At 60.2% G+C, this 25279-nt stretch carries 23 protein-coding genes; 19 read left to right on the top strand and 4 right to left on the bottom strand.

Annotation, left to right across the window (positions count from 1 at the left end; translation table 11 throughout):
* Positions 1–76 precede the first annotated feature (76 nt).
* The 6 genes from A4R35_RS12530 (at position 77) to A4R35_RS12505 (ending at position 6341) form a co-directional block, all read left to right on the top strand.
* Complete coding sequence (locus tag A4R35_RS12530) at positions 77–1282, top strand: TolB family protein (RefSeq protein WP_112429853.1); 1206 nt, start codon at positions 77–79, stop codon at positions 1280–1282.
* 91 nt (positions 1283–1373) lie between these two features.
* Positions 1374–2339 carry a protein kinase domain-containing protein gene (locus tag A4R35_RS12525; protein ID WP_112429851.1) on the top strand — a complete coding sequence of 322 codons (966 nt, stop codon included), beginning with the start codon at positions 1374–1376 and terminating at the stop codon, positions 2337–2339.
* Positions 2340–2432: 93 nt separating this feature from the next.
* Positions 2433–2831, top strand: coding sequence for a RidA family protein (locus A4R35_RS12520; RefSeq protein WP_112429849.1), 399 nt, complete (start codon positions 2433–2435; stop codon positions 2829–2831).
* A 5-nt stretch (positions 2832–2836) separates the two neighbouring features.
* The gene (dnaA, locus tag A4R35_RS12515) at positions 2837–4390 is read left to right on the top strand and encodes a chromosomal replication initiator protein DnaA (RefSeq protein ID WP_399358722.1); all 1554 of its coding nucleotides are present in this window, start codon (positions 2837–2839) and stop codon (positions 4388–4390) included.
* 80 nt (positions 4391–4470) lie between these two features.
* Positions 4471–5268 carry an HAD-IIA family hydrolase gene (locus A4R35_RS12510; protein WP_112429847.1) on the top strand — a complete coding sequence of 266 codons (798 nt, stop codon included), beginning with the start codon at positions 4471–4473 and terminating at the stop codon, positions 5266–5268.
* Between the two features lie 155 nt (positions 5269–5423).
* Positions 5424–6341, top strand: coding sequence for a restriction endonuclease (locus A4R35_RS12505; RefSeq protein ID WP_112429845.1), 918 nt, complete (start codon positions 5424–5426; stop codon positions 6339–6341).
* Between the two features lie 127 nt (positions 6342–6468).
* Here A4R35_RS12505 and A4R35_RS12500 read toward each other — a convergent pair whose 3' ends face one another.
* The gene (locus tag A4R35_RS12500) at positions 6469–7641 is read right to left on the bottom strand and encodes an acyl-CoA dehydrogenase family protein (protein ID WP_112429843.1); all 1173 of its coding nucleotides are present in this window, start codon (positions 7639–7641) and stop codon (positions 6469–6471) included.
* Positions 7642–7869: 228 nt separating this feature from the next.
* On the opposite strand from A4R35_RS12500, the gene A4R35_RS12495 reads away from it, so the two are divergent.
* The 10 genes from A4R35_RS12495 to A4R35_RS12450 all read left to right on the top strand — a co-directional run bounded on the left by A4R35_RS12495 (position 7870) and on the right by A4R35_RS12450 (position 15633).
* The gene (locus tag A4R35_RS12495) at positions 7870–8448 is read left to right on the top strand and encodes a hypothetical protein (protein WP_112429841.1); all 579 of its coding nucleotides are present in this window, start codon (positions 7870–7872) and stop codon (positions 8446–8448) included.
* Positions 8449–8772: 324 nt separating this feature from the next.
* A complete protein-coding gene (locus A4R35_RS12490) occupies positions 8773–10065 on the top strand; it encodes a M16 family metallopeptidase (RefSeq protein WP_112429839.1) in 1293 nt (430 codons plus the stop codon).
* Positions 10066–10354: 289 nt separating this feature from the next.
* Entirely contained in the window at positions 10355–11305 is a 951-nt protein-coding gene (locus A4R35_RS12485) for a Phenylacetic acid catabolic protein (RefSeq protein ID WP_112429837.1), read from the top strand.
* A gap of 5 nt (positions 11306–11310) precedes the next feature.
* Positions 11311–11664 (top strand): metal-sulfur cluster assembly factor, encoded by a 354-nt coding sequence (locus A4R35_RS12480; RefSeq protein WP_112429835.1) that lies wholly within the window; start codon positions 11311–11313, stop codon positions 11662–11664.
* Positions 11661–11948 carry a hypothetical protein gene (locus A4R35_RS12475; protein WP_112429833.1) on the top strand — a complete coding sequence of 96 codons (288 nt, stop codon included), beginning with the start codon at positions 11661–11663 and terminating at the stop codon, positions 11946–11948. The genes A4R35_RS12480 and A4R35_RS12475 overlap by 4 nt, the downstream gene beginning before the upstream one ends.
* Before the next feature lie 179 nt (positions 11949–12127).
* On the top strand, positions 12128–12925 hold the full coding sequence (locus tag A4R35_RS12470) for a Phenylacetic acid catabolic protein (RefSeq protein WP_112429831.1): 798 nt from the start codon (positions 12128–12130) through the stop codon (positions 12923–12925).
* Positions 12922–13155 carry a PaaD-like zinc ribbon domain-containing protein gene (locus tag A4R35_RS12465; RefSeq protein ID WP_223258313.1) on the top strand — a complete coding sequence of 78 codons (234 nt, stop codon included), beginning with the start codon at positions 12922–12924 and terminating at the stop codon, positions 13153–13155. The genes A4R35_RS12470 and A4R35_RS12465 overlap by 4 nt, the downstream gene beginning before the upstream one ends.
* A 15-nt stretch (positions 13156–13170) precedes the next feature.
* The gene (locus tag A4R35_RS12460) at positions 13171–13980 is read left to right on the top strand and encodes an enoyl-CoA hydratase/isomerase family protein (protein WP_112429829.1); all 810 of its coding nucleotides are present in this window, start codon (positions 13171–13173) and stop codon (positions 13978–13980) included.
* A 266-nt stretch (positions 13981–14246) separates the two neighbouring features.
* Positions 14247–14861, top strand: coding sequence for an enoyl-CoA hydratase/isomerase family protein (locus A4R35_RS12455; protein ID WP_112429827.1), 615 nt, complete (start codon positions 14247–14249; stop codon positions 14859–14861).
* Between the two features lie 223 nt (positions 14862–15084).
* Complete coding sequence (locus tag A4R35_RS12450; protein WP_112429825.1) at positions 15085–15633, top strand: hypothetical protein; 549 nt, start codon at positions 15085–15087, stop codon at positions 15631–15633.
* A gap of 166 nt (positions 15634–15799) precedes the next feature.
* On the opposite strand, the gene A4R35_RS12445 is transcribed toward A4R35_RS12450, so the two are convergent.
* Positions 15800–17146: a cation:proton antiporter gene (locus A4R35_RS12445; RefSeq protein ID WP_112429823.1), complete on the bottom strand. Its 1347-nt coding sequence runs from the start codon at positions 17144–17146 to the stop codon at positions 15800–15802.
* 542 nt (positions 17147–17688) lie between these two features.
* Here A4R35_RS12445 and A4R35_RS12440 point away from each other — a divergent pair.
* A complete protein-coding gene (locus A4R35_RS12440; protein ID WP_112429821.1) occupies positions 17689–18405 on the top strand; it encodes a CoxG family protein in 717 nt (238 codons plus the stop codon).
* A gap of 435 nt (positions 18406–18840) precedes the next feature.
* Here A4R35_RS12440 and A4R35_RS12435 read toward each other — a convergent pair whose 3' ends face one another.
* Entirely contained in the window at positions 18841–19344 is a 504-nt protein-coding gene (locus tag A4R35_RS12435) for a hypothetical protein (RefSeq protein WP_112429819.1), read from the bottom strand.
* Positions 19345–19481: 137 nt separating this feature from the next.
* On the opposite strand from A4R35_RS12435, the gene A4R35_RS12430 reads away from it, so the two are divergent.
* On the top strand, positions 19482–21254 hold the full coding sequence (locus A4R35_RS12430; RefSeq protein ID WP_223258312.1) for an NAD+ synthase: 1773 nt from the start codon (positions 19482–19484) through the stop codon (positions 21252–21254).
* Positions 21255–21718: 464 nt separating this feature from the next.
* On the top strand, positions 21719–23590 hold the full coding sequence (gene glmS, locus A4R35_RS12425) for a glutamine--fructose-6-phosphate transaminase (isomerizing) (protein WP_112429817.1): 1872 nt from the start codon (positions 21719–21721) through the stop codon (positions 23588–23590).
* 285 nt (positions 23591–23875) lie between these two features.
* Here the strand turns inward: glmS and A4R35_RS12420 are convergent, their stop codons facing one another.
* Complete coding sequence (locus A4R35_RS12420) at positions 23876–25108, bottom strand: lytic transglycosylase domain-containing protein (protein WP_112429815.1); 1233 nt, start codon at positions 25106–25108, stop codon at positions 23876–23878.
* Between the last annotated feature and the right edge of the window lie 171 nt (positions 25109–25279).

Genomic DNA, 25279 nt, shown 5'->3' with positions numbered 1-25279 from the left:
CGATTCACCCCGGACCCGGGCATTATCCTGACGTACGAGCAAGTGAGCGAGCGGTTCAGAGAAGAGAAGAAGAGCGATGAAGAAGCAGAGCATCTCGTGGCGCCTGGGCATCTTGCTATCATGCCTGGTGGTTCTGCTGCAGGGCTGTCTCTGGTTTGGAGGTGGCAACAGCGAGTTCAAGCAGACCACGGTCGGGAACCGCCAGGTGGGAGTCAATCAGAACCCAAATCTCTTCAGAGGGAAGATTTACTTCACCATCGATCATAACCTGTGGGTCCTGGATGGCCTGACCAATAGCTTAAAGCAGCTCACCAAAGGTCAGACTGTGAGCGATCCGGCGGTCTCGCCTGATGGTAAATGGATCGCCTTCACAGTGCGCTTCAAGAACTATTCCGACATCGAGTATATGTCGGTCAACGGCGGCCCGTGGCATATGTTGCTCGATGGCAATGGCCATTACTACTTTGTGCCTGGCCTGGATGTCCCCAAGGATGATTTCAAATGGAATGTCCAGCCACGCTGGGCCCCCGACAGCAAGCACCTGCTCTTCCTGAGCGATTTCCAGAAGGAAGACTGGTATCAGTACACGCACTACGATGCGCCAGTACTCGACCTGCAGATCTATGAGATGTCGATCGATGAGCCTAACAACTACAATGCGGTCCAGGATGTGGCTTACGCCTATGTTGGCGATGGAGGTGACAGTGATCCCAGCTTCCGGCCCGGGCATCCTGACCAGATTATCTATACCCACTATGCCTACGATAACACACACACGCAGCAGGTGATTCAGCTCTTCATGGAAGATCCCAATGAAATTGCGCGTAAGCCTCACGGCACCTACTATCCTGGATTGCCGGGCTTCGATCCGGGGATTGCGATCACTCCGCCCAACGTGCAGTGTTTAGAGCCGGCCTTCTCCCCCGATGGCAACACCATTGCCTACATCCGGCGTGAGTCGGACGGCCAGATGGGCCTCTACGTCATGCCTACTCCGGAAGGCGTTACCACGAACCCGAACGATCCGACGGTGGAAAAGCAGGCCCTCTTGCCTTACCAGCAGTCCAAGCTGCTCGTCAAAGGGGAGTTTGTCAGCCAACCTGTCTGGTCCCCCGATGGAAAAGCCATCGCCTACTTTTTCTACTCCAATGAGGAGTTTAATCTCTGGCTGCTCAAGCTCAATTACAATCAGAAGACCAAGACCTACAGTCCCGCTGGCAGCCCAATCCAGCTCACAAGCGGTGGTGTCGATGGCGATTCTCACCCATTCTGGACGGCGTGAGTGTTTTGATGATATACTTACCCTACGCACTATACTGGGAACAAATAACGATCCTTTGATATCACCTTGCTGGGGGATCTGAGGTAGAGCCTTGAGTCAGCTGGAAGGCACGCTCATCGCGGGACGCTACGAGATTCGTGAGCATATTGCTACCGGCGGCATGGCTAGCGTCTTTAAGACCTGGGACCACCGCGTGGAGCGTATTGTCGCCATTAAGGTGCTGCGTTCGCTCGATAAGAATGATCTGCGCGCCGTAGAGCGCTTTCGCCGGGAGGCGCGCGCGGCGGCAGCTCTGGCCCACCCCAATGCGGTTACCATCTACGATTTTGTTGAGGAGGGTGGGCAGTATTTCCTGGTGATGGAGTACATTCAAGGCCCCACGCTGAAGCAGCTGATCACTCAGCGCCGCCGCCTGCAGGTGCGCGAAGCCTTTGAAATCGCCTGCCAGGTCTGCTCAGTGCTGCAGGTGGCCCACGCGCGCGGCTTTATCCACCGCGATATTAAACCTCAGAATATTATGTTGACCTGGAATGGGATCACGCCGCTGTCCCAGGATTTGAGCAGCGGACTCTGGGTCAAGCTGACAGATTTTGGGATTGTGCGCGTGGCCGAAGATGCTGGACTAACGAACAGTGGTATCGTGCTCGGGACGGCGGATTATCTGTCGCCGGAGCAGGCGCGCGGCGAGACGTTGACGGCCTCCTCCGATCTGTATTCGCTCGGCGTTGTGCTTTTTGAGATGCTGGCCGGGCGCCCGCCGTTTGTGGGGCCGACCGCAGTCTCGATCGCGATGCAGCACGCCTCTACCAATCCCCCGCTGCTGCGCCAGTTTAACCCCTCGTTGCCGATCAGTGTGGAGCGGGTGGTGATGCGCGCGCTGGAAAAAGAGCCGGGGGAACGCTTCCATTCGGCCATCGAACTGCAGCAGGCTTTGCGGGCCTGCTTGCGTGAGCTGGTGCAGCAAGGACATCCCGCTGTGGCCTCTCCCTGGCAGGGCCTGGCCTCTCCCGCTGGCGGTGGTGGCCCGCTGTTCCCACCGCAGCGCCAGTATCCGTGAAGAAGGATTGGCCCCGTCGGTATCATACTCTTAGAAGAGAACCTGGATGAGAAGGAGGGCGCTCACTCAAGCGCCCACGGTTAGAATTGCTGTATGGAACGAACGAAGGTTAGTACCACCAGTGCACCTGCCGCCATCGGACCGTATAGCCAGGCGATCCGCTGCGGCCAGTTTATCTATACCTCTGGACAGATTGCGCTCGATCCCACCAGCGGCGAGCTGGTGGGTGACGATGTGGCAACTCAGACCCATCGCGTGTTGCAGAATCTGCAGGCTGTGCTGCAGGCTGCCGGCAGCTCTCTCTCGCGAGTGGTCAAGACGACCGTCTTTCTGGCCCGCATGAGCGACTTTCAGGCGATGAATGCGGTCTACGCTACCTATTTCTCCGAGCCGGCGCCGGCCCGCTCAACGGTAGCCGTGGCCGAGCTTCCGCGCCAGGCTCTGGTCGAGATCGAGTGTGTGGCGCTCGCTGAGGACCAGGCGGGAGGGTGATCCGCGTGAATCCAGCCACGCTCTGGCACAGGGCGCTCCAGCGCCTGGAGCTGTTGCCTGTCGATGTTGTGGCCAGGGTCTGGCTGCGCACTGCCCGCCTCATGCCCGTTGCTCCCGCTCGCGAGTCGCCCGCCACGACAGGAGAGAGAGAAGCTCTCTCTTTCTGGCTCCTGGTTCCCGATGCTCTGGCCTCTGCTCTGATTCAGCAGCAGTGCCAGCCTGCTATCGAGCAGGCCCTCGCCGAGTTAGTTCAGCAGCCGGTGACACTGAGGGTGGTGGCGGCGAGTGGCGCGGCGAATGATGCTCCCCGGGAGGCGCACGCTGATGAGGAGATGGAGATGGCCGCTATGGAGGACCGCCAGAGAATAACGGAGACGTTTGTCGCTCGACACAGCAGAAATGACCCTACTCCTCCTTCTCCCTACTATGATTACGATCTGCCTAGCAAGCCACCTGTGCACGCGCCGCATGACTCCACGCTGCCGGGTTCGCTGGCTGGCGGAACGCTTTCCTGGGAGCAGGAGAGCGCAGGGGCGATGCCCAACCGGCTGAACCCGCGCTATACCTTTGACGCCTTCATTGTGGGCAATAGTAACCGCCTGGCCCATGCCGCTTCCTACGCTGTAGCGGAGGCCCCCGGCGAGGCCTATAATCCACTCTTCCTGTATGGAGGGGTCGGCCTGGGCAAGACCCATTTGCTGCATGCCATTGGTCATAAGGGGGCTCAGGCCGGCCTGACGGTACTCTATGTCTCGTCTGAGCAATTTACGAACGAGATTATTAATGCAATTCGCTATCGCACCACCGAGGAGTTTCGCGCAAAGTATCGCTCCGTCGATATCTTGCTGGTCGATGACATCCAGTTTATCGCTGGCAAAGAATCGACGGAGGAGGAGTTTTTCCATACCTTTAACAGTCTCTACGAGATGAGCAAGCAGATCGTCATCTGCAGCGATCGCCCCCCCAAGGCTATTGTGAGCCTGGAGGAGCGGCTACGCTCGCGCTTTGAGTGGGGACTGATCGCCGATATTCAGCCACCTGATCTGGAGACGCGTATGGCGATTCTGCGCGTCAAGGCTGATATGCTGCATTATCCGGTACCCGATGAGGTCATTGCCTATATCGCCAGTCGCGTCCAGACCAATATTCGTGAGCTGGAGGGCTGCCTTAATCGTCTGATGGCCTACCAGCAGCTGCACCGCACCGAGCTGACGCTTGATATGGCGCGGGCGGCGATGTCATCGCTGGGCAATGGATCGCGCGAAGTGCAGCTGAGTGGCAGGCAGATTGCCCAGGCGGTGGCCGATTACTTCCATATCCCGCTGGAGGCCATGTGTGGCAAGCAGCGCGATAAGCAGATTGTGATTCCGCGCCAGATTGCCATGTATCTGATTCGCCAGGAGACCCAGCTCTCGCTGCTGGAAATTGGCCAGCTCTTCGGTGGGCGCGACCATAGCACGGTGCTGCATGCCTGTGAGAAGATCGAACGGGCTATGCAGCTTGATCCTGGCCTGCGCCGCGATGTGGTCGCCATCCGCGAGCTGTTGCTGCCGCGCTGAGCCGACTCGCTGGCTGACTGTGGGTGGGTTCGGCCTGAAATCCTTGCTTGTGCTTGCCGAACGTTACGGAAAGAAGGTCTATGCTGCCTTATACGACCTACCTGATCGATCTGGACGGCGTCGTTTACCGTGGGAACGAGCTGCTGCCAGGCGCGCGCGAGTTCGTGCAGTGGCTGGAGGCCAACGGTAAAAAGTATATCTTTTTGACGAATAACTCGTTCGCTACGGGTTCGCAGATTCTGGCCAAGCTAGAGCGCCTGGGCATCCCAGCCACGCCTGAGCACTTGATGAGCGCGGGCCAGGCGGCGATGCAGAATATCGCCCGCCGGCTGCCTGGGGCACGGGTCTACATTGTGGGCGAGCAGCCGCTGGTGGAATTAGCGCAGGAGTATGGCCTGACGGTAGTGGAGGTCGATGCAGAGGAGGCCGATGTGGTGCTGGTCGGCCTCGATCGCTTTTTCGATTATAGCAAGCTGACCTGCGCGGTGCGTATCGTGCTGGCCGGCGCGCTCTTTATTACCATCAATCGCGATCCGTTGTTGCCGATCGCCGGCGGCGGCTTCCTGCCAGGCTGTGGAACTCTGGCGGCAGCTATCGAAGCCGGTACCGGCGTGACACCGGAGGTGGTGGGCAAGCCGGAGCCAATGCTCTTGTTGGAGGCGATGGAGCGCCTGGGCAGTAAGCCAGAGGAGACTGTCATGATCGGCGATGGCCTGGATGTGGATATTCTGGCTGGCCAGGCCGCTGGAACCCATACGATCCTGGTGCTCTCGGGCCGCAATAACCGCGCCGATATCGAGGTCTCGCCGATTAAGCCCGAGCATGTCTATGAGGACCTGGCCGATCTGCTACGCCAGCTGCAGCAAGTGAAGTCCTGATAGCTCAGCACTGCAGTCTCTTGACGCTTTTCCGGTCGCAAAGGGTCTCCGCACCGTGGAGATCCTGCTCTTCTTTTTTTTGTGGGTGGATGACCGATGTACAAACTGTGCTATAATGGTAGCGCTCTGACAATTCTGTCGTGCTGAGAAAGATTATGCCGGTTCCCAATTTTCAAGAGTTCTTCTGGCCTTTGCTGGAGCTGGCTAGCGATGGTCAGGAACATGTGCTGACCGAAGTGGCCGAGATTGTGGCCCGGCGCTTCGGTCTCAGTGAGGCCGAGCGCAATGAGCCGCTTCCCAGTGGCAAACAGGCCAAGTTCTGGAATCGTCTTTCCTGGGCCCGTACCTATCTGCAAAAAGCGCAGTTGCTCGCCAGTGCAGGTCGCGGGCGCTTCCGCATTACAGAGCGCGGCAGGAGGGTGTTGGAGGAGCGACCACCCACGCTGGATGTGGCCTACTTGAAACGCTTTCCTGAGTTCCTGCAGTTCCAGGCTTCCTCAGCCCATAATGGACAGCCGCCAGCTGCGGCGCAAGAGGCGCTCGATCGCTCCGGCCAGACTCCCCAGGAGCTGTTAGAGACAACCTATCAGACACTCAAGCGCGAACTGGCTCAGGAGCTGCTTGAGCGCGTCAGAAAGGGTACACCGAGTTTCTTTGAACGGTTAGTTTTGGATTTATTGCTGGCCATGGGCTACGGCGGCTCGCGCAAGGAGGCAGCCCAGGCCCTGGGTGGTACTGGCGATGGTGGAGTCGATGGCGTCATTTATGAGGATCGCCTGGGATTGGATCGCATTTATGTTCAGGCTAAGCGTTGGCAGGGGACCGTCGGCAGGCCCGAGGTCCAGGCCTTTGCGGGGGCCTTGATGGGCAAGAAAGCCCGTAAGGGGATCTTTATGACGACTGGTACCTTCTCTAACGACGCCCAGGGGTATGCTCGTAGCGTTGATAATCTGAGCATTGTCTTAATCGATGGCGAGCAGATGGCGCAATTGATGATCGACCACGGTGTAGGCGTAACTGAAGAGACACGCTATATCTTGAAAAAGATAGATATTGACTACTTTGGAGACTGAGAGCCTTAAAGGCACATCTGATGGATAAATAGAAAGAGGGATCAGCCTGCTCGTGCTGATGCTGCCTGGCAGACTGATCTCCCCTTCTGGACCTGGCCACAACTCTGACCGTGGCAGCCTGGAGAAGCTAGTCCCAGGTGCCGAGGTGGACGTAGCCCTTCAGCAGTGCGCGGGCGATAATATAGTGTTGAATCTCGTCCGTGCCCTCATAGATGCGCGTCACGCGCACGTCGCGATACCAGCGCTCAATCGGTAACTCCTTGGTGTAGCCCATGCCGCCATGAATCTGAAGCGCGCGATCGACCACGCGGTTAACCATATTCGAGCCGTAGAGCTTGGCGAGGCTGGCCTCGTAGCGGTTATCCTGTTTCTGATCGGCTTTCCAGGCGGCATGCAGCGTCAGCCACTTCGTGGCCTGAATCTCCACCGCCGAATCGGCCAGCATCCACTGGATAGCCTGGCGCTCGGCGATGGGCTTGCCGAAGGTGACGCGCTGGCGGGCGTAATCGATGGCCATCTGCAGCAGGCGCTCAGCGGTTCCGACGGCGCGTGCGGCGATCAGCCAGCGCCCCTGACCGATCCATTGCATGCCTAATGAGAAGCCCTGGCCGACCTCGCCCAACACATGATCCTCGGGCACGTGCACGTTATCGAAGAACAGCTCGGCGGGCGACCAGCCGCCCATTGTGGGAATGGGGCGTGAGGTCCAGCCCATCGCGCGGTCCACCAGAAAGCAGGTCACGCCGCCCCGCTGAGGGGGCTTCTCGCGGTCGGTGACGGCGAAGACCATAGCGAAGTCAGCCTCATTGCCGTGAGTAATGAAGACCTTCTGGCCGTTGATCACCCAGTGGTTGCCGTCTTTGACGGCGGTCGTACGGATCGCCGAGGGATCAGACCCGGCTCCCGGCTCGGTGAGAGCAAAACAAGAGATGCGTTTCCCCTCGATCACCGGGATCACGTATTCTTGCTTCTGCTTCTCGTTGCTATAGTGCAAAAGAATATTGTCGACGCTGCCGCCGAAGCTGAAAGGCACGATGGTGCGTCCCAGCTCCATCTGGATGAGAGCGGTCATCACCGATCCCAGGTTAGCGCCGCCATACTCCTCCGGCGTGTTGATGCCCCAGAAACCCAGCTCCTTAGCCTTGAGCTGCAAAGCCCGGTAACGCTCTGGCTCGATTCCCGTCGGATAGCGCCCTTCATTGCGCAGGACCTCATGCTCCAGCGGCATCAGTTCACGCTCAACAAACTGGCGCACGGTCTGCTGAATCAGCTTCTGCTCCTCTGTCAGGGAGAAATCCACGCTGGCCTCCTTGTCGCGCACTAAGGGGACACTTCATCTCAGGTCGCCCTGGCAAAGATTATAGCACGCGGCTCGGGGGCAGAAGTGCGGCGTCCCGGTCCCGGCCTGTTCGAAGGCAATGCGTTCTTGCTGCTACTACCAGCGATGGTAGCAGGGGATTGCGGGGGAACCTACCTGAATAGCAAGCGTGGGGCGTCCAGGCTCATGAAGGCAAGAAAGGAGTGGCTTATGCGTGCGATTCGTGATTGCGCTGATCTCCCCTTGCACTGGCGCGAGGGAACTCTCCGCAGCTATCGGCTGCAGGCGGGAGAGGAGACGCTGGCGCTCATCAGCTTCCAGCGGCTCGCAGGCACCACGGCCCTGGCTGAGGTGGCCGAGGGACGTTTCTGCTTTGAGCGCCGCGGCCTCTGGCTGCCTCAAGTGGCGATTCGTCAGGACGATGAGCGCGGTGAAGAACTGGCCATCTTCGAACCTCAGCTGTGGAGTCGCGACGGCATCCTCATCGGCCTGCATGGTCCCCTCTATCGCTGGAGTCGTGTTCATGAACGGCGTGTCGAAGAAGGCGAAGGCAGCCTACCTGGTCCCTGCTGGGAATGGCAGGATCTTACCGAGCGCCCCCTGCTGCACTTCAACCAGCTCATTTGCCTGCCGCATATGCGCATGAGCGGGGTGCTGACCATTGAGCCAGCAGCCGCTGGGCTGAGTCTGCTGCCACTGCTGGCAACACTTGGCTGGTACCTGCTGGTGCTCTACGAGCACGGTGCCACCAGACCGCTGCCCGAGGCGCATTCTCCCCTCCCCCATTAAGGATCCGATGGCCACTGAGAGAAGGTAACAGGGCAGGACCGACCCGGCGTGCAAGCCCCAGCAAGGGAACTGAGGGGCCTGTTCTGCCCTCTTGCTGTGATCCATGACCCTCCTGGCTGGCGCTCTCCTCTGGGCAGATGGAGGTCAAGGCAAAGAGCGCCCGGCATCAGCTCGATGAGAGGCAGGCAGGGCCAGTGCCAGGCGCGTCGAGCAACGGTGCAGGCCCGTTATGATATACTGGCTGTAGTGTAAGCAATCATCGCAGATGAATCACTGGCTCCCCTAAAGCTAGCCTGGGAAATCGGAAAGGAAAGTCGCTTCTCTATGGATAGTCAACAGGGTCTGCAGTTGCCACCAGACTTTTTCTATCATCGCCTGCCCAATGGCTTGGAGATGATCGGGCAGTATATGCCTAGCCTGCGGTCAGTGACCTTTGGCTTTCAGCTCGATGCGGCCGTAATCCACGAGCCAGAGGATAAGAACGGACTGGCTCACCTGTTCGAATATATGCTATTTCAGGGGACGAAGGAGAAGGATGCTCGCACGCTGAATGAGGCCTTCGAATCGCTAGGCGCACGTAAAGGAACAAGCACATCGCTGGAGACAACGCAGGTCTGGGCCCAGATTGTCAATACCAGGCTCGATGCCACACTGGATCTCTTCCATGAAGTACTGCTGATGCCAACCTTCCCCCGTGACGAGTTAGAGCGGATGCGCAATATTATCCTGCAAGAGATTCGGCGACGCGACGACGAGCCAATGAGTCGCATCTTTGATCTGGCCCGCTTGCACTTCTACGCCGGCAGTGCCCTGGGACGCCCGATTTACGGAACTGCGGAGGATGTGCGCGCACTCCAGCAGGAGGACCTGGTCGCCTTCTGGCAGGAACGCTATCGCCCCAATAATGCCCTGCTCTCGATCGCCGGCAATTTCGACTGGGAGCGGGTGGTGGCCAAGATCGAGCGGCTCTTTAGCGACTGGCAAGGGGCCGCCAGCCCTTCGCCGGAACAGCATCCGCGTCCCTCTAACACCGTCGTCCTTGAACATCAGGAGGGAAAGCAGGAGCACCTGGGGCTGATGGTGCCTTTCCCGAACTACACCCATCCCGACTATTATGCAGCGCAGATCATCGGCGAGGCCCTCGGTGGCAATATGGCCTCGCGGCTCTTTGTCGAAGTACGCGAAAAACGCGGTCTGGTCTACAGCGTGTCGGCGGGCCTGAGCAGCAATAAGGCCATAGGGTCCTTACGTATCTATGCTGGCACTACCCCCGAGCAGGGGCATGAATGCCTGGCGGTTATTCTGAACGAGCTGCGGCGCCTGCGCGAGGAAGGTCTGACCGAGGATGAGCTAGAGCGCGCTCGCGTGCAGCTTAAGAGCGAGCACATTATGCGCAGCGAAGGCTCTGGCGCACGCATGAGCGCTAATGCTCGCTCGTGGTGGTATGAGCGCCGCCTGCGTACACCTCACGAAGTCAAGGAGGCCATCGACTCCGTGACCGCCGAGCAGGTCATGCGCGTACTGCAGGAATTCTCCCCATTGCAGCCACTGACGGTGGCCGCCATCGGCCCGCTGAGCCGCGAAGAGCTGATAGGTGACCTGCTGCCACTTTCCTGAGCTGCGGTAAGTGATTTGTCGCTGCCAGCGCCATCTTGACTTTCGGTGGCCCTCAGCGTACAATTTGATATGTCCATATGGATATATGGCTGGAAGTAAACCCTGGCTACCCTTGGGGAAGAGCCAGCGGCGACCTTGCCACTCGCTGGCCGGGCTGATTGCCCAGGCCGCCAGTGAGTTGGGCGGGCAGGCGGGTTCTGGAGGTGAGAGGCGTGGGTTAGCGGGCAGAAGGTGAGGCGCAACGAGGGGGCCGGGAAAGGTTTCGTTCCAAGAGCAAGGAGCAACAGCTATGGTCGCACCAGCCTTGCAGAGCGAAGAAGCTCTTTTGAATCGTATCCGCAGGCAGCAGCTCGTCGAATCGCTGGAGCACATGAGTCCGCTCTATCTGGAAGGGATCAAGCGCATCCTGACGGTCTCTGCCGATACCGAGCTGATCAGTGCCCCGGCCTATTATCATGCTGCCGTGCATGCCCCCACTTTGAACGCCTTTGGCTCTGCTGTGGCCATCATCCAGGACGAGCTAGGGCACGCGCACATTGCCTATCGCCTGCTGCGCGACCTCGGCGTTGACACCGAGCAGCTCATTTTTGAGCGTGATCCGCGCCAGTTCAAGTACCCCTATGCCTTTGATGTGCCGCTTGATAACTGGGTAGAGCTGATTGTCGCCAATGCCTTCTACGACCGGGCTGGCTATGTATTACTCAGCGACATCTATCACAGCACCACCTTCGGGCCGTGGAAGCGGGCGCTGGTGAAAGTAGACAAGGAGGAGACCTTTCATCTGCGTCACGGCGAGCAGTGGATGCGGCGTCTCAATGCTACGCCAGAAGGTCACGAGCAACTGCAGCGGGCCGTCGACTGGATGTTTCTGCTAACCGTCGAATGGTTTGGCCTGCCCGACGATCTGAAGAAGCACAGCGAGCAGCTGGAGTACGGTTTCAAAGGGCACACCAACGACGAGTTGCGCCAGATCTGGATGTCGACGGCGGTGCCGCTCTGTGAAGAGCTACAGCTGAAGGTGCCCGCGCACTACGATCCAGAGCAGCAGAAGTATGTCCTGGACTGCCCCTTCCCGGCCCATTTCGATGCCAAAGCCAAGCGCTGGCTATTAGAGGAAGGCCCCTGCAGCTGGGACGACGTGCTCAAGCGCTGGAAAGCGCGCGGCCCGGCTAACGAGGAGTTTGTCGGTCTGATCCAGCGCGGCAAGCGCGAGATGCTACGTCTTTTGGAGCAGGAGTAAGAGCCATGACGGCGGTCTATCCATCGCTGCGTACGCATCCTGCCGATGATCCCAGTTGTCCGGCCCTCTGGGATGCCCTGCGCGAGGTGACCGATCCCGAGATCCCGATTAGCGTCGTCGACATGGGGCTGATCGTTGACCTGAAACAGCGCGACGGCGTCGTCAACGTGAAGCTGACCTTCACGGCTCTGGGCTGTCCCGCTATGGACTTCATTATGGATGATATTCGGGAGCGCCTCTTGCGTGAGCCGGGGGTGCGCGCAGTGCGCATTGAGGTGGTCTGGGACCCCGTGTGGAGCAAGGAGCGGTTGAGCGAGGAAGGCATCGAGCTGATGCGTAGCTGGGGGATCTCGGCATGAAGAGCATGAAGAGCCTGAAGAGTGATCCGCAAGCCCCAGCTGGTGCTGGGGCGGAAGCCGGCCTCGGCACGGACCGGCCCCGACGAGAGGCCCTCAATGAGCGGCGCGTCTGGCATGTCTATGCGCGGCGCAGGTACGATGAGCCGCTGCACGAGATCGGCAACGTAGTGGCCGACGATGTCGAGCTGGCTCGGGTCTATGCACGCAGCATCTACGACGAGTTTACCTGGATCGAAATGGTGCTGGTGCCGCGCGATTGCATTGTGACCGTGATTGCTCCCTGAGCCGCTCGGGCTGCCTGGCTCGCTGGAGGGACCCCTCGGCCTGGAGAGAGGAGCCGGCGTCGCTTCAGCGAGGTCTGGGGTAAATCTGAAAAGGGCTGAGAGGATTGGATGGCCGCGCCGCGCTATCGGAGGCGGTTGTGGCTTCCTCCTCGACTGCAAGGTAAAGTGAGCTTGGTGCTATGACTGGTACTGCTGCTGCACGCATTGATAACGCGGCGCTCTTCGCGGTGCTGGCCTCGCTGGCGGACAATAAGCAGGCAATAGGACGGCGCTATGCCTACTGGGCCAATGGAGCGCCCGCCCTGGAGGCGGCGGTGGCCGCCGCCGCCATGACTCAGGATGAAATCGGCCACGCGCGCACGCTCTATCCGCTGCTGGAAGATTTCGCTCAGGCCGCTGCTGACCCTCGCCAGGTGGCTCCCGAAACGCGGACGTTGCGCTATCATCTGGCCTTTCTCGATAGCGAATTTGCCAGCTGGTCCGATTTTGTGGCCACGAATTTCCTGCTCGATGGAGCGCTGACGACCTTTTTCGAGGCCGCGCAGCACTCGGCCTACGAGCCATTGCGGCAACGTGCCCGCAAAATTGTGCAGGAGGAACAGGTGCACCGCACGCATGCTGAGGGCTGGGTGCGGCGTCTGGCGAAGGCCGGAGGCGCGGTGCGCCAGGCCCTGGTCTCCTCGCTGCAACGGCTGTGGCAGGAAACGCTCTGCTGGTTCGGTCCCGATGATGACCCGGTGATGAGCCAGCTCTATCGTGAAGGTTTCATCGATGCTCCACCGGCGGAGCTGCGCAGCCGCTACCTCCAGCGAGTGATGCCTCTACTAGAAAGCCTGGCCATTGAGATGCCTGCCCGTTTCGATCCCGAGAGCAAGCGCTGGCTGCCGGGGGAGGCACTTCCCTGGGAACGCTGGGAGGCCGGGAGCCGCCGCCTGCGTCCCGCCGGCCAGGAGGCGACGGAGGAGGAGCAGCCATGAGCGAGGAGACTGGTTCCAGGTGGGCACATGTTGAGGAACCCTTGCCCCGTGGCGAGCGACCGCGCTGCCCTTTCTGTGGCTCGACAGAGACAGAGTTGTTCTCTCTCTTCGGCCAGCAGCTGTTGACAGCGCAATATTATTGTAACAGGTGCCATACACCATTTGAGTACATCAAAGGCGATGATGTCCTTGAAGATGCGAAGGCGAAGCTGACTTCGTCTGAGGAGTAGAAAGGAAGAGCTGCGATGACAACGACGACAGAGCGCGAGCGGACGCTAGTCAACTATAGTGTGAGCGATGGGGTGGCCATCATCGAGCTGACGAATCCGCCGGCCAATACCTACAGCTATGAGATGATGCGCCAGCTTGATGAGGCGGTCCTGCAGGCGCGCTTTGATGAGAACGTCCATGTGCTGGTCTTGCGCGGTGCAGGCGAGCGCTTCTTCTGCGCCGGGGCAGACATCAGCATGCTCAACTCGGTCTCACCGACCTACAAGTACTATTTCTGCCTCCACGCCAATGAGACCCTGCTGCGGCTGGAGCAAACGCCCAAGCTCGTGATTGCGGCTCTCAACGGCCACACCGTCGGCGGTGGTCTGGAGATTGCTCTGGCCTGCGATATCCGCATTGCGCGGCGCAATGCCGGCAAGATTGGCCTGCCGGAGGTCTCGCTCGGCGTCCTGCCTGGCACTGGTGGAACGCAGCGCATGGCGCGGGCTTTGCCGAAGAACAAGGCCATCGAGTTAATGACCGAGGGCAAGCTGATCAGCTTTGAGGAAGCCCAGGAGCTTGGCTTGGTCAATTATATCTATGAGTCTGAGAACTACTGGGAGCAGGTCATGGCCTACGCCAGGCGCTTCTGTCCACCTAATAGCGCCTCACGCACGGTCGGGCGCATCAAGCGGGCTGTGCAATCGGGTGCGGAGGTCGCGCTGGCTGAGGGCCTGGCTCTGGAGCGGGAGCTGCAGCAGCTCTGTTTCCAGAGCGAGGATGCGAAGGAAGGGCTGGCTGCCTACATCGAGAAGCGCCAGGAGAAGCATTTTACAGGACGCTGAGCACCGGATCTCTATTGCCATGCCAGATAACCAGCCTCTATCAACGACCTAGCTCAGCGATGTAATCGGATCTGCCCGCTGTGGGGAGAGCACGGCGCGCGACGACGGCAGTCTGGCTTGGCGTAAGGTCCTTGCCTGCTCTGCAGTGGTGGTCGTGCTCTCCCCAACTCTGTCGCTTTACGCTGGCGGTTCTGAGGTGCTACAATATTCCTCAGCTTCGGCCCGGCGTCTTTTTTTCGGCAGATGCCAGTAAGCAGGGAAAGACTATGGCGGAGATTCATTTGCGGGAGCGCGATGGCGTGCTCTGGCTTATTCTCGATCGCCCTCCGCTCAATATCTTGACGATTGCCACGCTGGATGAGATCACGCATGCTTTGCGAGCTGCTGCGCAGAAGCCGCCGCGCCTGCTCGTCATCACGAGCGCGGGCGAGCGGGCATTTAGTGCGGGGGTGGACATACGTGATCATCTCGATGGGCGTGAGCGAGAGATGCTGCGCGCGGTCTACGACAATTGCGCGGCTTTTGAAGAGCTGCGGAGCCGAGGAATCCCGACGGTAGCCCTGGTCAAAGGTTACGCTCTCGGCGGCGGCTGCGAGTTAGCGGCCCTCTGCGATACGGTCATTGCGCGCGAGGACGCTGTCTTTGGCTTACCCGAAGTGACTCTGGGAGTTTTCCCGCCAGTAGCTGCCGCTTACTTTCCCTCTCTGATCGGCTATCAGGCCACCATGCGCCTCATCTTGACCGGCGAGACGCTTAAGGCAAATGAGGCTTTCCGCCTTGGTCTGGTACATCAGGTATTGCCGGCGCGGCGCTTCCTAAGCGAAGCCGAGGAGTTACTGGTGATGCTGGCCACGCCAGGCCGCTGCCAGTCACGGTCGTGAGAGCCTTCACGATGCAAAACCTCCCTCTGAACTTCTCCGCCACTGGCTCCCTTAATGGCCAATGGACTGGCCAGCCCCCGAAAGACGCAAACCTCTGACCCTGCTCTGGCCAGAGGAACTTTCTGACGACTTTCAACGTTCTTCCCATGAAGGCAGCAGCCTCCGCGGAACTGCCCTGGTGAGCTGAGCAATGAAGAAATTGTTGGGCGTAAGGAGATTGTGTATGCGTCGTAGCAAGGTTTATGGTATTCGTTGTAGATCATGGTGGTTTGTCATTGTTCCAGCCTTAGTGGCGCTGCTGATGGGACTGAGTGCCTGTGGCACTAATGCCTCAACGACCGGTGCGGCCAGTCAAGCGACTGCCTCGCCGACGAAAAGTGTATCTACACCAACGGCTACGACTGTCAAAGGCTACGGCACCAGTCATGGCTGTCCTAGCGATGCGGTTGTCAATACGCCATTGCCAGCGCAGGCGGTGCTGGTGAAGAGCACACAGAACGGCCAGACAATCAGGGTGCGCCAGGGCACGCTGGTAGTCTTTGAGCTGCCCTTTGGCCAGCGCTGGGAGACGCCGGCTGGCTCTCAGGGGGTGCTGGAGCTGCAGCAGCCAGCGGGGTATGCCTCTCAAGAGGCTCGCGCCTGCGTCTGGCGCTATGTAGCTCAGGGCAGTGGCCAGAGCGAAGTCGTCTTTACTGCCCGCGCGCTCTGTCAACCACATCAACTCTGCCCGCAGTATATTCTACGTCTCTCCTTTACCGTTGCTGTCCAGTAAGCCTGTAGTGAAATGAAATGCTGAAAGACACCGGCGAGTCTGGCGTCTGGTGCGGCGCTCTACCTTGTCTGCCCGCTTCGTTAGAGAGCGTGGCATGATGCTGGAGCGAGTAGGCCCTTTCTGAGCTGTGCTCGTCGCTGGGAAACGAGGGGCCAGGAAAAGATGCTTAGAGATCTTCTGCGGCCTGCTCAGTTCCCGGCCTGTCAGGGGCTGCCGGCGGTCGCTGTTCTGCATCAACATCAGGGTTGGTGTGGGCCTGGTGATCACGCAAAGAGGGGAGCCCGAGCAGGAGCCAGCGCATACTGAGTCCCTGGACGAGCAGCGTGAAGAGCACAACCGCACCAGTAGAGGCCAGGATGAGAGGACGCTGCGGCAGCGTCAGCGGCAGTGCCAGGGCCAGAGCGAGCGAGAGCGCGCCGCGCAGTCCCCCCCAGAAAATTACCAGTTGCCAGGCGAAAGGAAGCATGCCCTTGCGTCCGGCAATGGTTAGCCAGGAGCGCGCAGCCAGCAGCAGAACGAGCAACAGGCGTGCCAGCAGCACCACGCCGATGGCAAAGGCTGCGCTCAGCAGGCTGGCCAGAGTGCCCCCTGGCAGCGGTGGCAGTGCCAGCGGATTCAGCTGGACACCGATCAGCAGGAAAAGCAGGGCGTTGGCAATGAAGGCCACGACGCTCCAAAAAGTGTCGACCGCGGTGCGTGTGGTGAGGGACATGCCGATGCGGCGGCCATAATTGCCGAGGAGCAGACCGGCCACGATCACCGTAATGATGGCCGAGAGGTGGAGGCGGTCCGCCAGCAGGTAGAGGCCGTAGGCGGCGAGGATCGTGAGGCTGATCTCGCTCAGGGCGTCGTCGATGTGGCGGAGCAGTTGAGAGAGCAGCCAGCCGCCGACGAGGCCCAGGACGATGGCGCCCCCGCCCTCTAGCAAGAAGAGCAGCGATCCCATCAGGGGCAGCGGCAGGCCCGCAGCAGACAGGCTTGACTCCCCTGAAGAGGCCAGCAGGACGACGGCCAGGAAAACCTGGTAGAGCGCGCCCGCCACGCCGTCGTTGAAAAGGCTTTCGCCCTCGATAATCACCGAGAGACGCTCGTCGAGTTGGAGCTGGCGGAAGAGGCTCAACACGGCCACCGGATCGGTAGGTGATAGAATGGCTGCCAGCAGGAAAGCGACTCCCCAGTCAAGTCCTTCCAGCCAGTGGAGCAGGGCTGCGATCAGACAGAGTGAGAGAAGCAGCCCCGGGCCGGCAAGGAAGAAGATACTGCGCCACTCACTCTTGAGCAGCTGCCAGTTCAGTGACCAGGCTCCCTCAAAGAGCAAGGCTGGCAGGAAGACGAAGAGCACCAGCTCAGGGTCAAGCTGCAAGGGCGGAAGCAGATGGAGCGCACTTAAGAGCAGCCCGACGATGACCAGACCCAGGGTATAGGGAACGGCGATCCAGCGTGTGAGCAGGATGGTCGCCAGGGCAATCAGCAAGAAGAGGATAAGGTAGCTCTCCACCAGCGGAATCGGCATCTAAAGCGGCCCCCTTTCTTCAGACGAAGGGCAAGCGTGCCCGTCTCGATGCGCGCCTGGCTCGCTCGGCTCCCCTCCGCTCCGGCCCGGCCTAGCCGTGCTGAACTGGGCCGGATCCGCTCGCCTCAGCCAGCGCAGGCGTTGTGGGCGTGGCGTGGAGGCAGCGGCAGGAAGCAGAGCAGGGAAAGCTAGTCCTGCGTTGAGCGGAATAGCAAGACAGCGCGCAAAGAAAAGAGGAGTGCCAGGGCCGACCAGACTTCCCGGCACTCCTCAGTTTATGAGCGAGAACGCAGTGTGTGCTTCCGATACTTATCCATTCTAGTATAGGAGAGGATAGCTGGTGCTGGCAAGGGGGCGCGGCACGCAATGAGGTGCTGCAGATGGGGTTGAGCGTGTGACCAACCCTTGCCTGCCGGGCAGGCCGTGAAAGCAGATGGGAAGAGGAGGCAAGAATTTTCACAAAGATCCCCGATCCGCTTGTCAGTGAGGACCTCCTCTTCTATAATGAGGGCGGCAATTATTGATCTTTAAGGAATTATCCTATGGACGTTGAGGGAGCATACACACTCCAGGCAACTCCTGAAGAAGTATGGAAATGCCTGATGGATCAACAGATTCTCCGCCAGGCTCTGCCAGGAGTGGAGCACCTGGAGGCCCTGGGCGAGAATCGCTATGCCATCAGGCTCGCTGTCAGGCATGCCCCGCTGCGAGGCAGTTATGAAGGGATGGTCACCATCTCTGATCAAGACTATCCTCGCTGCTATCGCATCGCCGTCGAAGGTGAGAGCCGCCACGGCCCGGTGCGGGGAGAGGGTTGGGTGCGTCTGCTGCGGCGCGAGCACAATACCGTTGTCTCCTACCAGGGAGTCTTACAGGTAGGGAGGGCTGGTCTCTTGCCCGCGCCCGTGTTGCGCGGCACAACCAAAATGCTCATCCAGCAGTTTTTCCTGGGCCTGGCGGATCAGCTGCGCGCCATGCGCCCGCCTGAAATTGAGGAAGCCGCCGAGTTAGCGGTCCAGCCGGATCGGGTGAGTCCTCAGCATCAGGAGCGGGCATGGCCGTCGGAGGCCGTCAGTGACGCGGGGTCAGGCCTGCAAGCCAGGGGGAGAACGCCGCTTCATAGCCTGGTACGCCGTCTTCACCTCGGCGGTGGTGACCCGCGAGCGGAAGAGCGCTGGGTGCAGACGATCCGCCGTACGGCAATGCTGGCGGTCTTGCTCTTGCTCGTCTGGGTAGGAACCAGGCTACCACGACGATGATTGTGCTGGCTTGATGGTCCGCCAGGTTCTCTGTTCCGATTCGCAGGTCAGCCAGGTATGAGCAGAGGGAAAGGCGACTCGCCTTGCCTCTCGTCGCGCTTCCTGGTCTGGCGGTGCCTGGTTCCTCTCCTCTCTATCCGCTGGGCGGGCGTAGTCGGAGCGGAGAGCCTGCTGACAGCGTGCGACAAACACCACACCCGGCGAAGGCGAGGGTGTCCATCGCTTGCCCTCTCGCCATAGTATTAATCTGTCTATTTGCTCGTTATCTGCTGCTCTGCCTGCCCCTGTCCTGCCAGATAGTACCAGAGATCATCTGGTCTTTTTTCTCTATTGAGGAATGTCTTCTTTTCGTCACCTGATTTCTCTTGGGCTGCTCTAGCCGCAGCCCGTCTGTCTGATAAGCTTGGCTTTGTTCCTGTCTTCGCTCTGGCGGTCTTACTGGCGATGGCTGAGGTAGGTGCGCACGCAGAGCGTGAAGAGCAGGTAGCCCAGATAGAAAGCGACCAGATACTGAAGGAGATCAAAGATGCCCGCTAAGGGGCTGTCCCACACAATGTAGCCGCTGGCCGTCGCCGCGCGGGCGTAATCGAAGAGCGCGCGCACCAGAGGCGTGGCTACCAGGAGGGCGACCGCCACCCAGTGCCAGGAACGGCGATGCCAGAGCAGCCAGATGGCCAGATAGCCAATGCCACCGTAGACAAAGATATCAGGAATATAGAAAGGCAGAGGCAGATGGAGGACCAGGCCAGGAAGCGTATAATGCCACAAATGGACATAATAGGCCAGGAGATCGGCCAGCATATTGATCACTGCCATCCCGAGGCCGCCTAGCAGCGCCGCCAGCGTCGGCACGCGTCCGGGCCGGGTGAAGAGCAGCACGGCCAGGTAGACCACCAGGATAAAGGGCACGTCCAGCACAAGATAGGCTACCAGATCCATCAAGGGGAACGAACCTCCCAACGCTGAGTCAGTTGTAATATTATGGTAAAAATTTTGCCACTCTGCCAGTCGCCGGCGTTATCTGCGAGCGCAGTGGCAATCGCAGTCGCAGCGCTGGCAAGGAAGGGAGCCTTCCCATGCATATCGTACCCCTGCGTATTGCGCTAGCGCAGATCAACGTCACGGTCGGCGACCTCGACGGTAACGCCGAGAAAATCTGGACGGCGATGCGTGAGGCGCATCAGGCAGGTGCGCACATTGTCTGCACACCGGAGCTAGCGCTTACTGGCTACCCGCCCGAGGACCTGCTTCTCAAGCCGGGCTTCGTTTCTGCGAACCTGCGCCGCCTGCAGTGGCTCATCGAGCGTAGCCAGGAGCTGCCCGGCCTGACAGCAGTCATCGGCTATGTCGATCGTGACGAGGACATCTACAACGCGGCAGCAGTCATAGGCGATGGGCGCCTCTACGGCATCTACCATAAACACTATCTACCGAACTACGGCGTCTTCGACGAGTACCGCTACTTCCAGGCCGGACGGGCGGCGCCGCTCTTCCTGATTAATGGCGTCCATGTTGGCATTACGATCTGTGAGGATATCTGGTATCCGACTGGTCCTTTAACCCTGCAGGCTCATGCTGGTGCCGAGGTGATTATCAATATCAATGGTTCGCCCTATCATGCCGGCAAGCGCCATTTCCGTGAGCAGATGCTGGCAACGCGGGCCGCCGACAACGGCCTCATTGTAGCCTACCTGAACCTCGTCGGTGGGCAGGACGAGCTTGTTTTTGATGGCGGCAGCATGGTGTTCAATGAACAGGGCCGACTGATTGCCCGCGCCAAACAATTTGAAGAGGATCTTCTGGTGGTTGATCTCGACGTCGCCTCAGTCTTCCGCTCGCGGCTGCACGATCCCCGCCGGCGCCAGGAACGACTGGAGCTGCGTCCCGAAGAAGTACCCGTGATTGTCGTCTCGTCTGAGATCACGCCTCCACCAACCCTGGATGGGTGCCCGCTGCTCGGCACCGGCCAGCGTATCGAGCCGGCCCTGGAGCGACTGGCAGAGATCTATGCGGCGCTCGTCTTGGGCACGCGCGACTATGTGCGCAAGACCGGTTTCAGCAAAGCGATCGTGGGACTTTCGGGGGGCATTGACTCTTCCCTGACGGCGGTCATCGCTGCCGATGCTTTGGGACCCGAGAATGTCCTCGGGGTCTCTATGCCTTCAGCCTACTCCTCTGAGGGGAGCAAGACCGATGCCCGGCAACTGGCGGAAAATCTTGGCATCCAGCTGATCACCGTCCCCATTGAAGAGATCTTCCGCACCTCGTTGCGCGTCATGGCGCCGGCCCTGGGCGAAGGCGACCACGGCCTGGCCGCCGAGAATCTGCAGGCGCGTATTCGCGGCAACATTCTGATGACCATCTCCAACAAACTGGGGCCGATTGTGCTAACCACAGGCAACAAGTCGGAGATGGCCACTGGTTACAGCACTCTCTACGGCGATATGGCTGGCGGCTTCGCCGTTCTCAAGGATGTGCCCAAAACCCTGGTATACGAGCTGAGCCGCTATCGTAACTCCTTGGGCGAGCGCCCAGTCATTCCGCAGGCGGTTCTGGAGAAAGCGCCCTCAGCCGAGCTGCGCCCGGGCCAGAAGGATACCGATAGCCTGCCACCCTATGAGCTGCTTGATCCTATTCTCCAGGCTTATGCTGAGGAAGATCGCAGCTTCGAGGAGATGGTGGCGATGGGCTTCGACCCGGCCCTGGTCGAGCGCGTCATGCAGCTTGTCGATCGGAGCGAGTACAAGCGCCGTCAAGCTCCGCCGGGGGTGAAGATAACACCACGCGCTTTTGGGCGCGATCGTCGCCTACCGATTACCAACCGCTACCGCGATCGCCCCGGAGCATAGGGACGCTGCTGCCGCTTCCCGGGGCGGCTGGTGCCCAGCGGCACAGGGCACCAGCCCTGTGCTCCTGACCGATGGATCGAGAGCGACCGGTTAAAAAAGCTGTCTGGCGCGTTGCTCCTATAGAGGTTATCCGATCTGGTATACTTAAAACTACCAACCGGTGCTTTGATCGTCTCAGTGAGTAGCGCAAGGGCCGGGCTGCAGGAGGGGCCACGGCTGACGAGGTGGGGGCTGTTCGGACAATCAGCGGGGAGCCCCCAGGGGAGATCACTTCCCTGTGAAGGGAGCGCACAAAACTGGCTGGTAACGGCCAGGACAAAACGCTCTCAGTGATATAGCTGAAACAGGGCTATTCCGGGCGGAAGAAAGCATCGTCCAGGCACCGGGGACGGACTTTCGACGACAGCCTGGGGCAAACCTGTTCTCTCTATACCACATCACAGACGGAAAGGATACCCTGCCTCATGTGCGGGATTATTGGCTACGTCGGTGCCGCTGGCACCGATGTTACTTCCATTTTGCTTGACGGGCTACGTCGACTTGAATATCGGGGCTATGACTCTACCGGCATCGCTGTTCTGACTGCCAGTGGCGAAGTGCAGGTCTGTCGCCGCGCAGGCAAGCTGGCTAATCTGGCGGCAGCGGTCGAGAATGGGGCCCGTCCGGCCCCCGGTTCACTGGGGATCGGCCATACCCGCTGGGCCACCCACGGGCGCCCCAGCGATACGAACGCCCACCCGCATGCCGACTGCGATGGGCTGATCACCGTGGTGCATAACGGCATTATCGAGAACTATGCCGAATTGCGCCAGCGTCTGGAACAGGAAGGCCACAGCTTCCGCTCCGAGACCGACACTGAGGTGCTGGCTCATCTCGTCGAGCGCGCCTATCGAGGCGAAGCGCAGGGTGATCTGCTGGAGGCCGTGCGTCTGGCGCTGCAGCCCGTGCGCGGCTCCTACGCCATTGCCGTCCTCTGTCGCGAGCAGCCCCAGCTCCTGGTTGGGGCGCGCTACAACGGCCCCTTCCTGGTAGTGGGTCTGGGCGAGCGTGAGCACTTCCTGGCCTCCGATATTGCCGCCTTCCTCAAGTATACGCGGCGCGTCGTCATCATTGACGAAGGGGAGCTAGTGGCGCTGCGGCCCGAGGGCCTCACCATCCAACGTCTGGATGGCACCTTTGTCGAGCGTGCTCCCACGACCGTCGAATGGGATGCCGAAGCTGCCGAGAAAGGTGGCTATCCCCACTTCATGCTCAAAGAGATTTATGAGCAACCAGAGGCCTTCACGCGCTCGCTGCTAGGGCGCGTGCGGGCTGGTCAACTCTACCTGCCCGAGTTGGAGGCGCTCCAGCGCTCAGGGGCTTTGGAGAAGGTCAGGCGCATAGTCATTGTCGCCTGCGGTACCTCCTATCATGCGGGCCTGGTGGGGAAATACGTCATCGAGCGCTGGGCGCGCCTGCCCGTTGAAGTCATTACGGCGGGTGAGTTCCGCTACGCTGATCCTCTGGTTGGGCCGGACACCCTGTGCGTCGCCGTTACTCAATCGGGAGAGACTGCCGATGTGCTCGTCAGCACGCGTCAGGCACGGGAGCAAGGGGCGCCGGTTGTCGCTATTACCAACGTCGTGGCCAGTGCTGTGACGCGGCTGGCCGACGCTGTGCTCTATATCCAGGCAGGACCAGAGATTTGCGTCGTGGCCACCAAGACTTTCATCGCCACCCTGGCTCAGCTCTACCTGCTTGGCCTCTTCCTTAGCCTCCAGCGAGGCACCCTGCATCCCGAGCGAGCCGCCGAGGTCTTGCAGGCCCTGGAGCAGCTGCCCATGCAAATTCAGCGAATTCTCGACCGGGCTGCGGCAGCGGACGATCCCATTGCGCCGCTGGCCCGTGAGCTGGCTCCGCTCCACAGTGTCATGTTCATCGGGCGTGGCGTGGGCTATCCGACGGCTCTGGAGGGTGCTCTCAAGCTCAAGGAGGTTTCCTACATCCACGCTGAGGGCTTCCCGGCTGGGGAACTCAAACATGGCTCCATTGCCCTGCTTGATCCCGAGACGCCGCTGGTAGCCATCGCCACAGCCTCGCACGTCTACGAAAAGGTGGTCAGCAATATGCAGCAGGTTCGTGCGCGGGACGCACGTGTAATCGCGGTGGCCACCGAGGGGGACGAAGCCATTCGTGAGCATGCCGATGTGGTGCTCTACGTACCGCCGACGCTGGAAGAGCTAAGCCCGGTGCTGGCGGCGATCCCCCTCCAGCTCCTGGCCTATCATGCGGCGGTTGCCCGTGGCTGCAACGTTGATCAGCCGCGCAACCTGGCGAAGTCAGTCACGGTAGAGTAGCCTGGGAGTGCCTGGCCTGGTCCTGCGAGCGCAGCTCGCTCGCTATCCAGTCTGATTGTCTTGCCCTCTGGCATCCAGGCGGACGGTTGAGCTGGAGTGAAGAACAAGGGTCCGCTTCCCGCTAAGAGGAAGCGGACCCTGTTCGTTGCGAGGTGGTTGCAGTCGGAGGATTGTGAAGGAAGAAGTGTTGCAGAGTTAGAGCATAAAAAGAGTTGGCCCGACGCAACAGTGGGCGTTGCCAGCTGCTCGGAGCGGGGCTATGCCTGGTCTGTGTGCATAGCCGGATCAGATGCCCATAATGCGGTAGACGTAGTTCTGGGTCTCTGCTGGCATGCAGCTCAGCCAGGCGCCGCCACAGGCGTTCAGGGCGTTTTGCAGGTTACCGGAGCCAGCGTTGTAGGCGGCCAGGGCTTTGGCGTAGTCGCCGCCGTAGCTGCGGGCATAACTGGCCATCAGGCGAGCGGCTCCGCGCAGGGCCTCAACTGGATTCCAGGGATCAATGCCCAGGCCCGCGGCAGTACTGGGCAGAAACTGAGCGATGCCCACAGCGCCCGCGGGCGAGACCGCGTATGGGTTGAAGCCGCTCTCAACATTGATCTGGCGCACGAAGTAGACAGGCGAGATGCCGGCGTCGAGGGCGGCTTGCTGAGCGACGAGGACGTAGGGGCTGTTAGGAATGGTCATGAAAGGCAGATTGGCCGGGTTAAAATTGAAGAGCGGCGTGCCTCCTCCGTTGTTGGCGTCCACGGGTTGCTGGTGAGCGGCAATCTGCCAGGCAGTTTGCTGATTCTGAATCCATGCTCTGATCCCGCCGAGGAGAGGGACGGCGTTTCCGCCAGCCAGCGGTGAGAGGGTAAGCATCGTCACCAGGATCGCCATGACCAGCACCGTAAGAATAATGCCCTGGCGCTGGCGGATGCTCAGGCGGCGTGGATTCACCGGCTCCTGCACTGGCTGCCGGGGACGCTCGGCGGGAATAACCACCATACGTCGTGGCTGCTCCAGCGTCGCTTGCAGAGCGGCGAGCAGATCAGCCAGACTGCCGGTGGTCTGGGGCTGACGTGGCAACTCAGCGAGCTGGTCAGTCATCCCTGGGCCTTCTACCAGGACCGACGTTGACAGTGGTTGAGAGGCCACAGCAGACGGTGGGGCTGGCAGGGTTGTCGACTCAGGTCCCGCGCCTGGGGAGATGGCCAGGTATTGATCGGTCGTCGGCGTCAGCTGCCGCCGCAGCGGCTCCGTGGTGAAAGGAGCAGTGGCACCGGAAGCACCGAGCTGGCCTTGAGAGAGCGGGCGACTGGATGTGGTGGAGAGCGGCCCGGTCGCCGGCAAGGAAAGCAGCCCAAAAGGGGCAAACTGACGAGGAGCCTGCTCACCGGGCGTAGCTGTAGTCTGCGTTTGGAATGGCGCCTGTACTCCTGAAGCCGAACCTGCTAAGTGCACTCCTTGTGCCTGCTCGCCCGCCGACTCAGGCTCTCCAACATCCTGGAACGGCGGGAACGGGCGAAACTGCGGCATATGTGATCAACCTCGCTGCTCTGCTGACGTTTTACCTGGTTGTGAGTCTACCTGCATAGACCAATGTGTGTCAATTTAGCCACGCGCAGGAGCAGCGCAAATTAGTACCAAACTCCCAAACACCGGCCCCAGTCTTAACCCGGACACCCGACCTGATCCAGATGAAGCTCA

It is taken from the genome of Thermogemmatispora tikiterensis, assembly GCF_003268475.1.
In the GTDB taxonomy this organism is placed as follows: domain Bacteria; phylum Chloroflexota; class Ktedonobacteria; order Ktedonobacterales; family Ktedonobacteraceae; genus Thermogemmatispora; species Thermogemmatispora tikiterensis.
The sequence above is the reverse complement of the archived record's forward strand: the minus strand, read 5'-3'. Positions and strand labels throughout refer to the sequence as shown.

Bases quoted from the DNA above. Each gene is read 5' to 3' on its own strand.
- A4R35_RS12505 (WP_112429845.1), top strand. From the start codon at position 5,424: ATGCCGGTTCCCAATTTTCAAGAGTTCTTCTGGCCTTTGCTGGAGCTG.
- A4R35_RS12455 (WP_112429827.1), top strand. From the start codon at position 14,247: ATGGCGGAGATTCATTTGCGGGAGCGCGATGGCGTGCTCTGGCTTATT.
- A4R35_RS12530 (WP_112429853.1), top strand. From the start codon at position 77: ATGAAGAAGCAGAGCATCTCGTGGCGCCTGGGCATCTTGCTATCATGC.
- A4R35_RS12490 (WP_112429839.1), top strand. From the start codon at position 8,773: ATGGATAGTCAACAGGGTCTGCAGTTGCCACCAGACTTTTTCTATCAT.
- A4R35_RS12435 (WP_112429819.1), bottom strand. From the start codon at position 19,344: ATGGATCTGGTAGCCTATCTTGTGCTGGACGTGCCCTTTATCCTGGTG.
- A4R35_RS12480 (WP_112429835.1), top strand. From the start codon at position 11,311: ATGACGGCGGTCTATCCATCGCTGCGTACGCATCCTGCCGATGATCCC.
- A4R35_RS12440 (WP_112429821.1), top strand. From the start codon at position 17,689: ATGGACGTTGAGGGAGCATACACACTCCAGGCAACTCCTGAAGAAGTA.
- A4R35_RS12450 (WP_112429825.1), top strand. From the start codon at position 15,085: ATGCGTCGTAGCAAGGTTTATGGTATTCGTTGTAGATCATGGTGGTTT.
- A4R35_RS12465 (WP_223258313.1), top strand. From the start codon at position 12,922: ATGAGCGAGGAGACTGGTTCCAGGTGGGCACATGTTGAGGAACCCTTG.
- A4R35_RS12430 (WP_223258312.1), top strand. From the start codon at position 19,482: ATGCATATCGTACCCCTGCGTATTGCGCTAGCGCAGATCAACGTCACG.
- A4R35_RS12495 (WP_112429841.1), top strand. From the start codon at position 7,870: ATGCGTGCGATTCGTGATTGCGCTGATCTCCCCTTGCACTGGCGCGAG.
- A4R35_RS12470 (WP_112429831.1), top strand. From the start codon at position 12,128: ATGACTGGTACTGCTGCTGCACGCATTGATAACGCGGCGCTCTTCGCG.
- A4R35_RS12510 (WP_112429847.1), top strand. From the start codon at position 4,471: ATGCTGCCTTATACGACCTACCTGATCGATCTGGACGGCGTCGTTTAC.
- A4R35_RS12485 (WP_112429837.1), top strand. From the start codon at position 10,355: ATGGTCGCACCAGCCTTGCAGAGCGAAGAAGCTCTTTTGAATCGTATC.
- glmS (WP_112429817.1), top strand. From the start codon at position 21,719: ATGTGCGGGATTATTGGCTACGTCGGTGCCGCTGGCACCGATGTTACT.
- A4R35_RS12520 (WP_112429849.1), top strand. From the start codon at position 2,433: ATGGAACGAACGAAGGTTAGTACCACCAGTGCACCTGCCGCCATCGGA.
- A4R35_RS12420 (WP_112429815.1), bottom strand. From the start codon at position 25,108: ATGCCGCAGTTTCGCCCGTTCCCGCCGTTCCAGGATGTTGGAGAGCCT.
- A4R35_RS12475 (WP_112429833.1), top strand. From the start codon at position 11,661: ATGAAGAGCATGAAGAGCCTGAAGAGTGATCCGCAAGCCCCAGCTGGT.
- A4R35_RS12445 (WP_112429823.1), bottom strand. From the start codon at position 17,146: ATGCCGATTCCGCTGGTGGAGAGCTACCTTATCCTCTTCTTGCTGATT.
- A4R35_RS12460 (WP_112429829.1), top strand. From the start codon at position 13,171: ATGACAACGACGACAGAGCGCGAGCGGACGCTAGTCAACTATAGTGTG.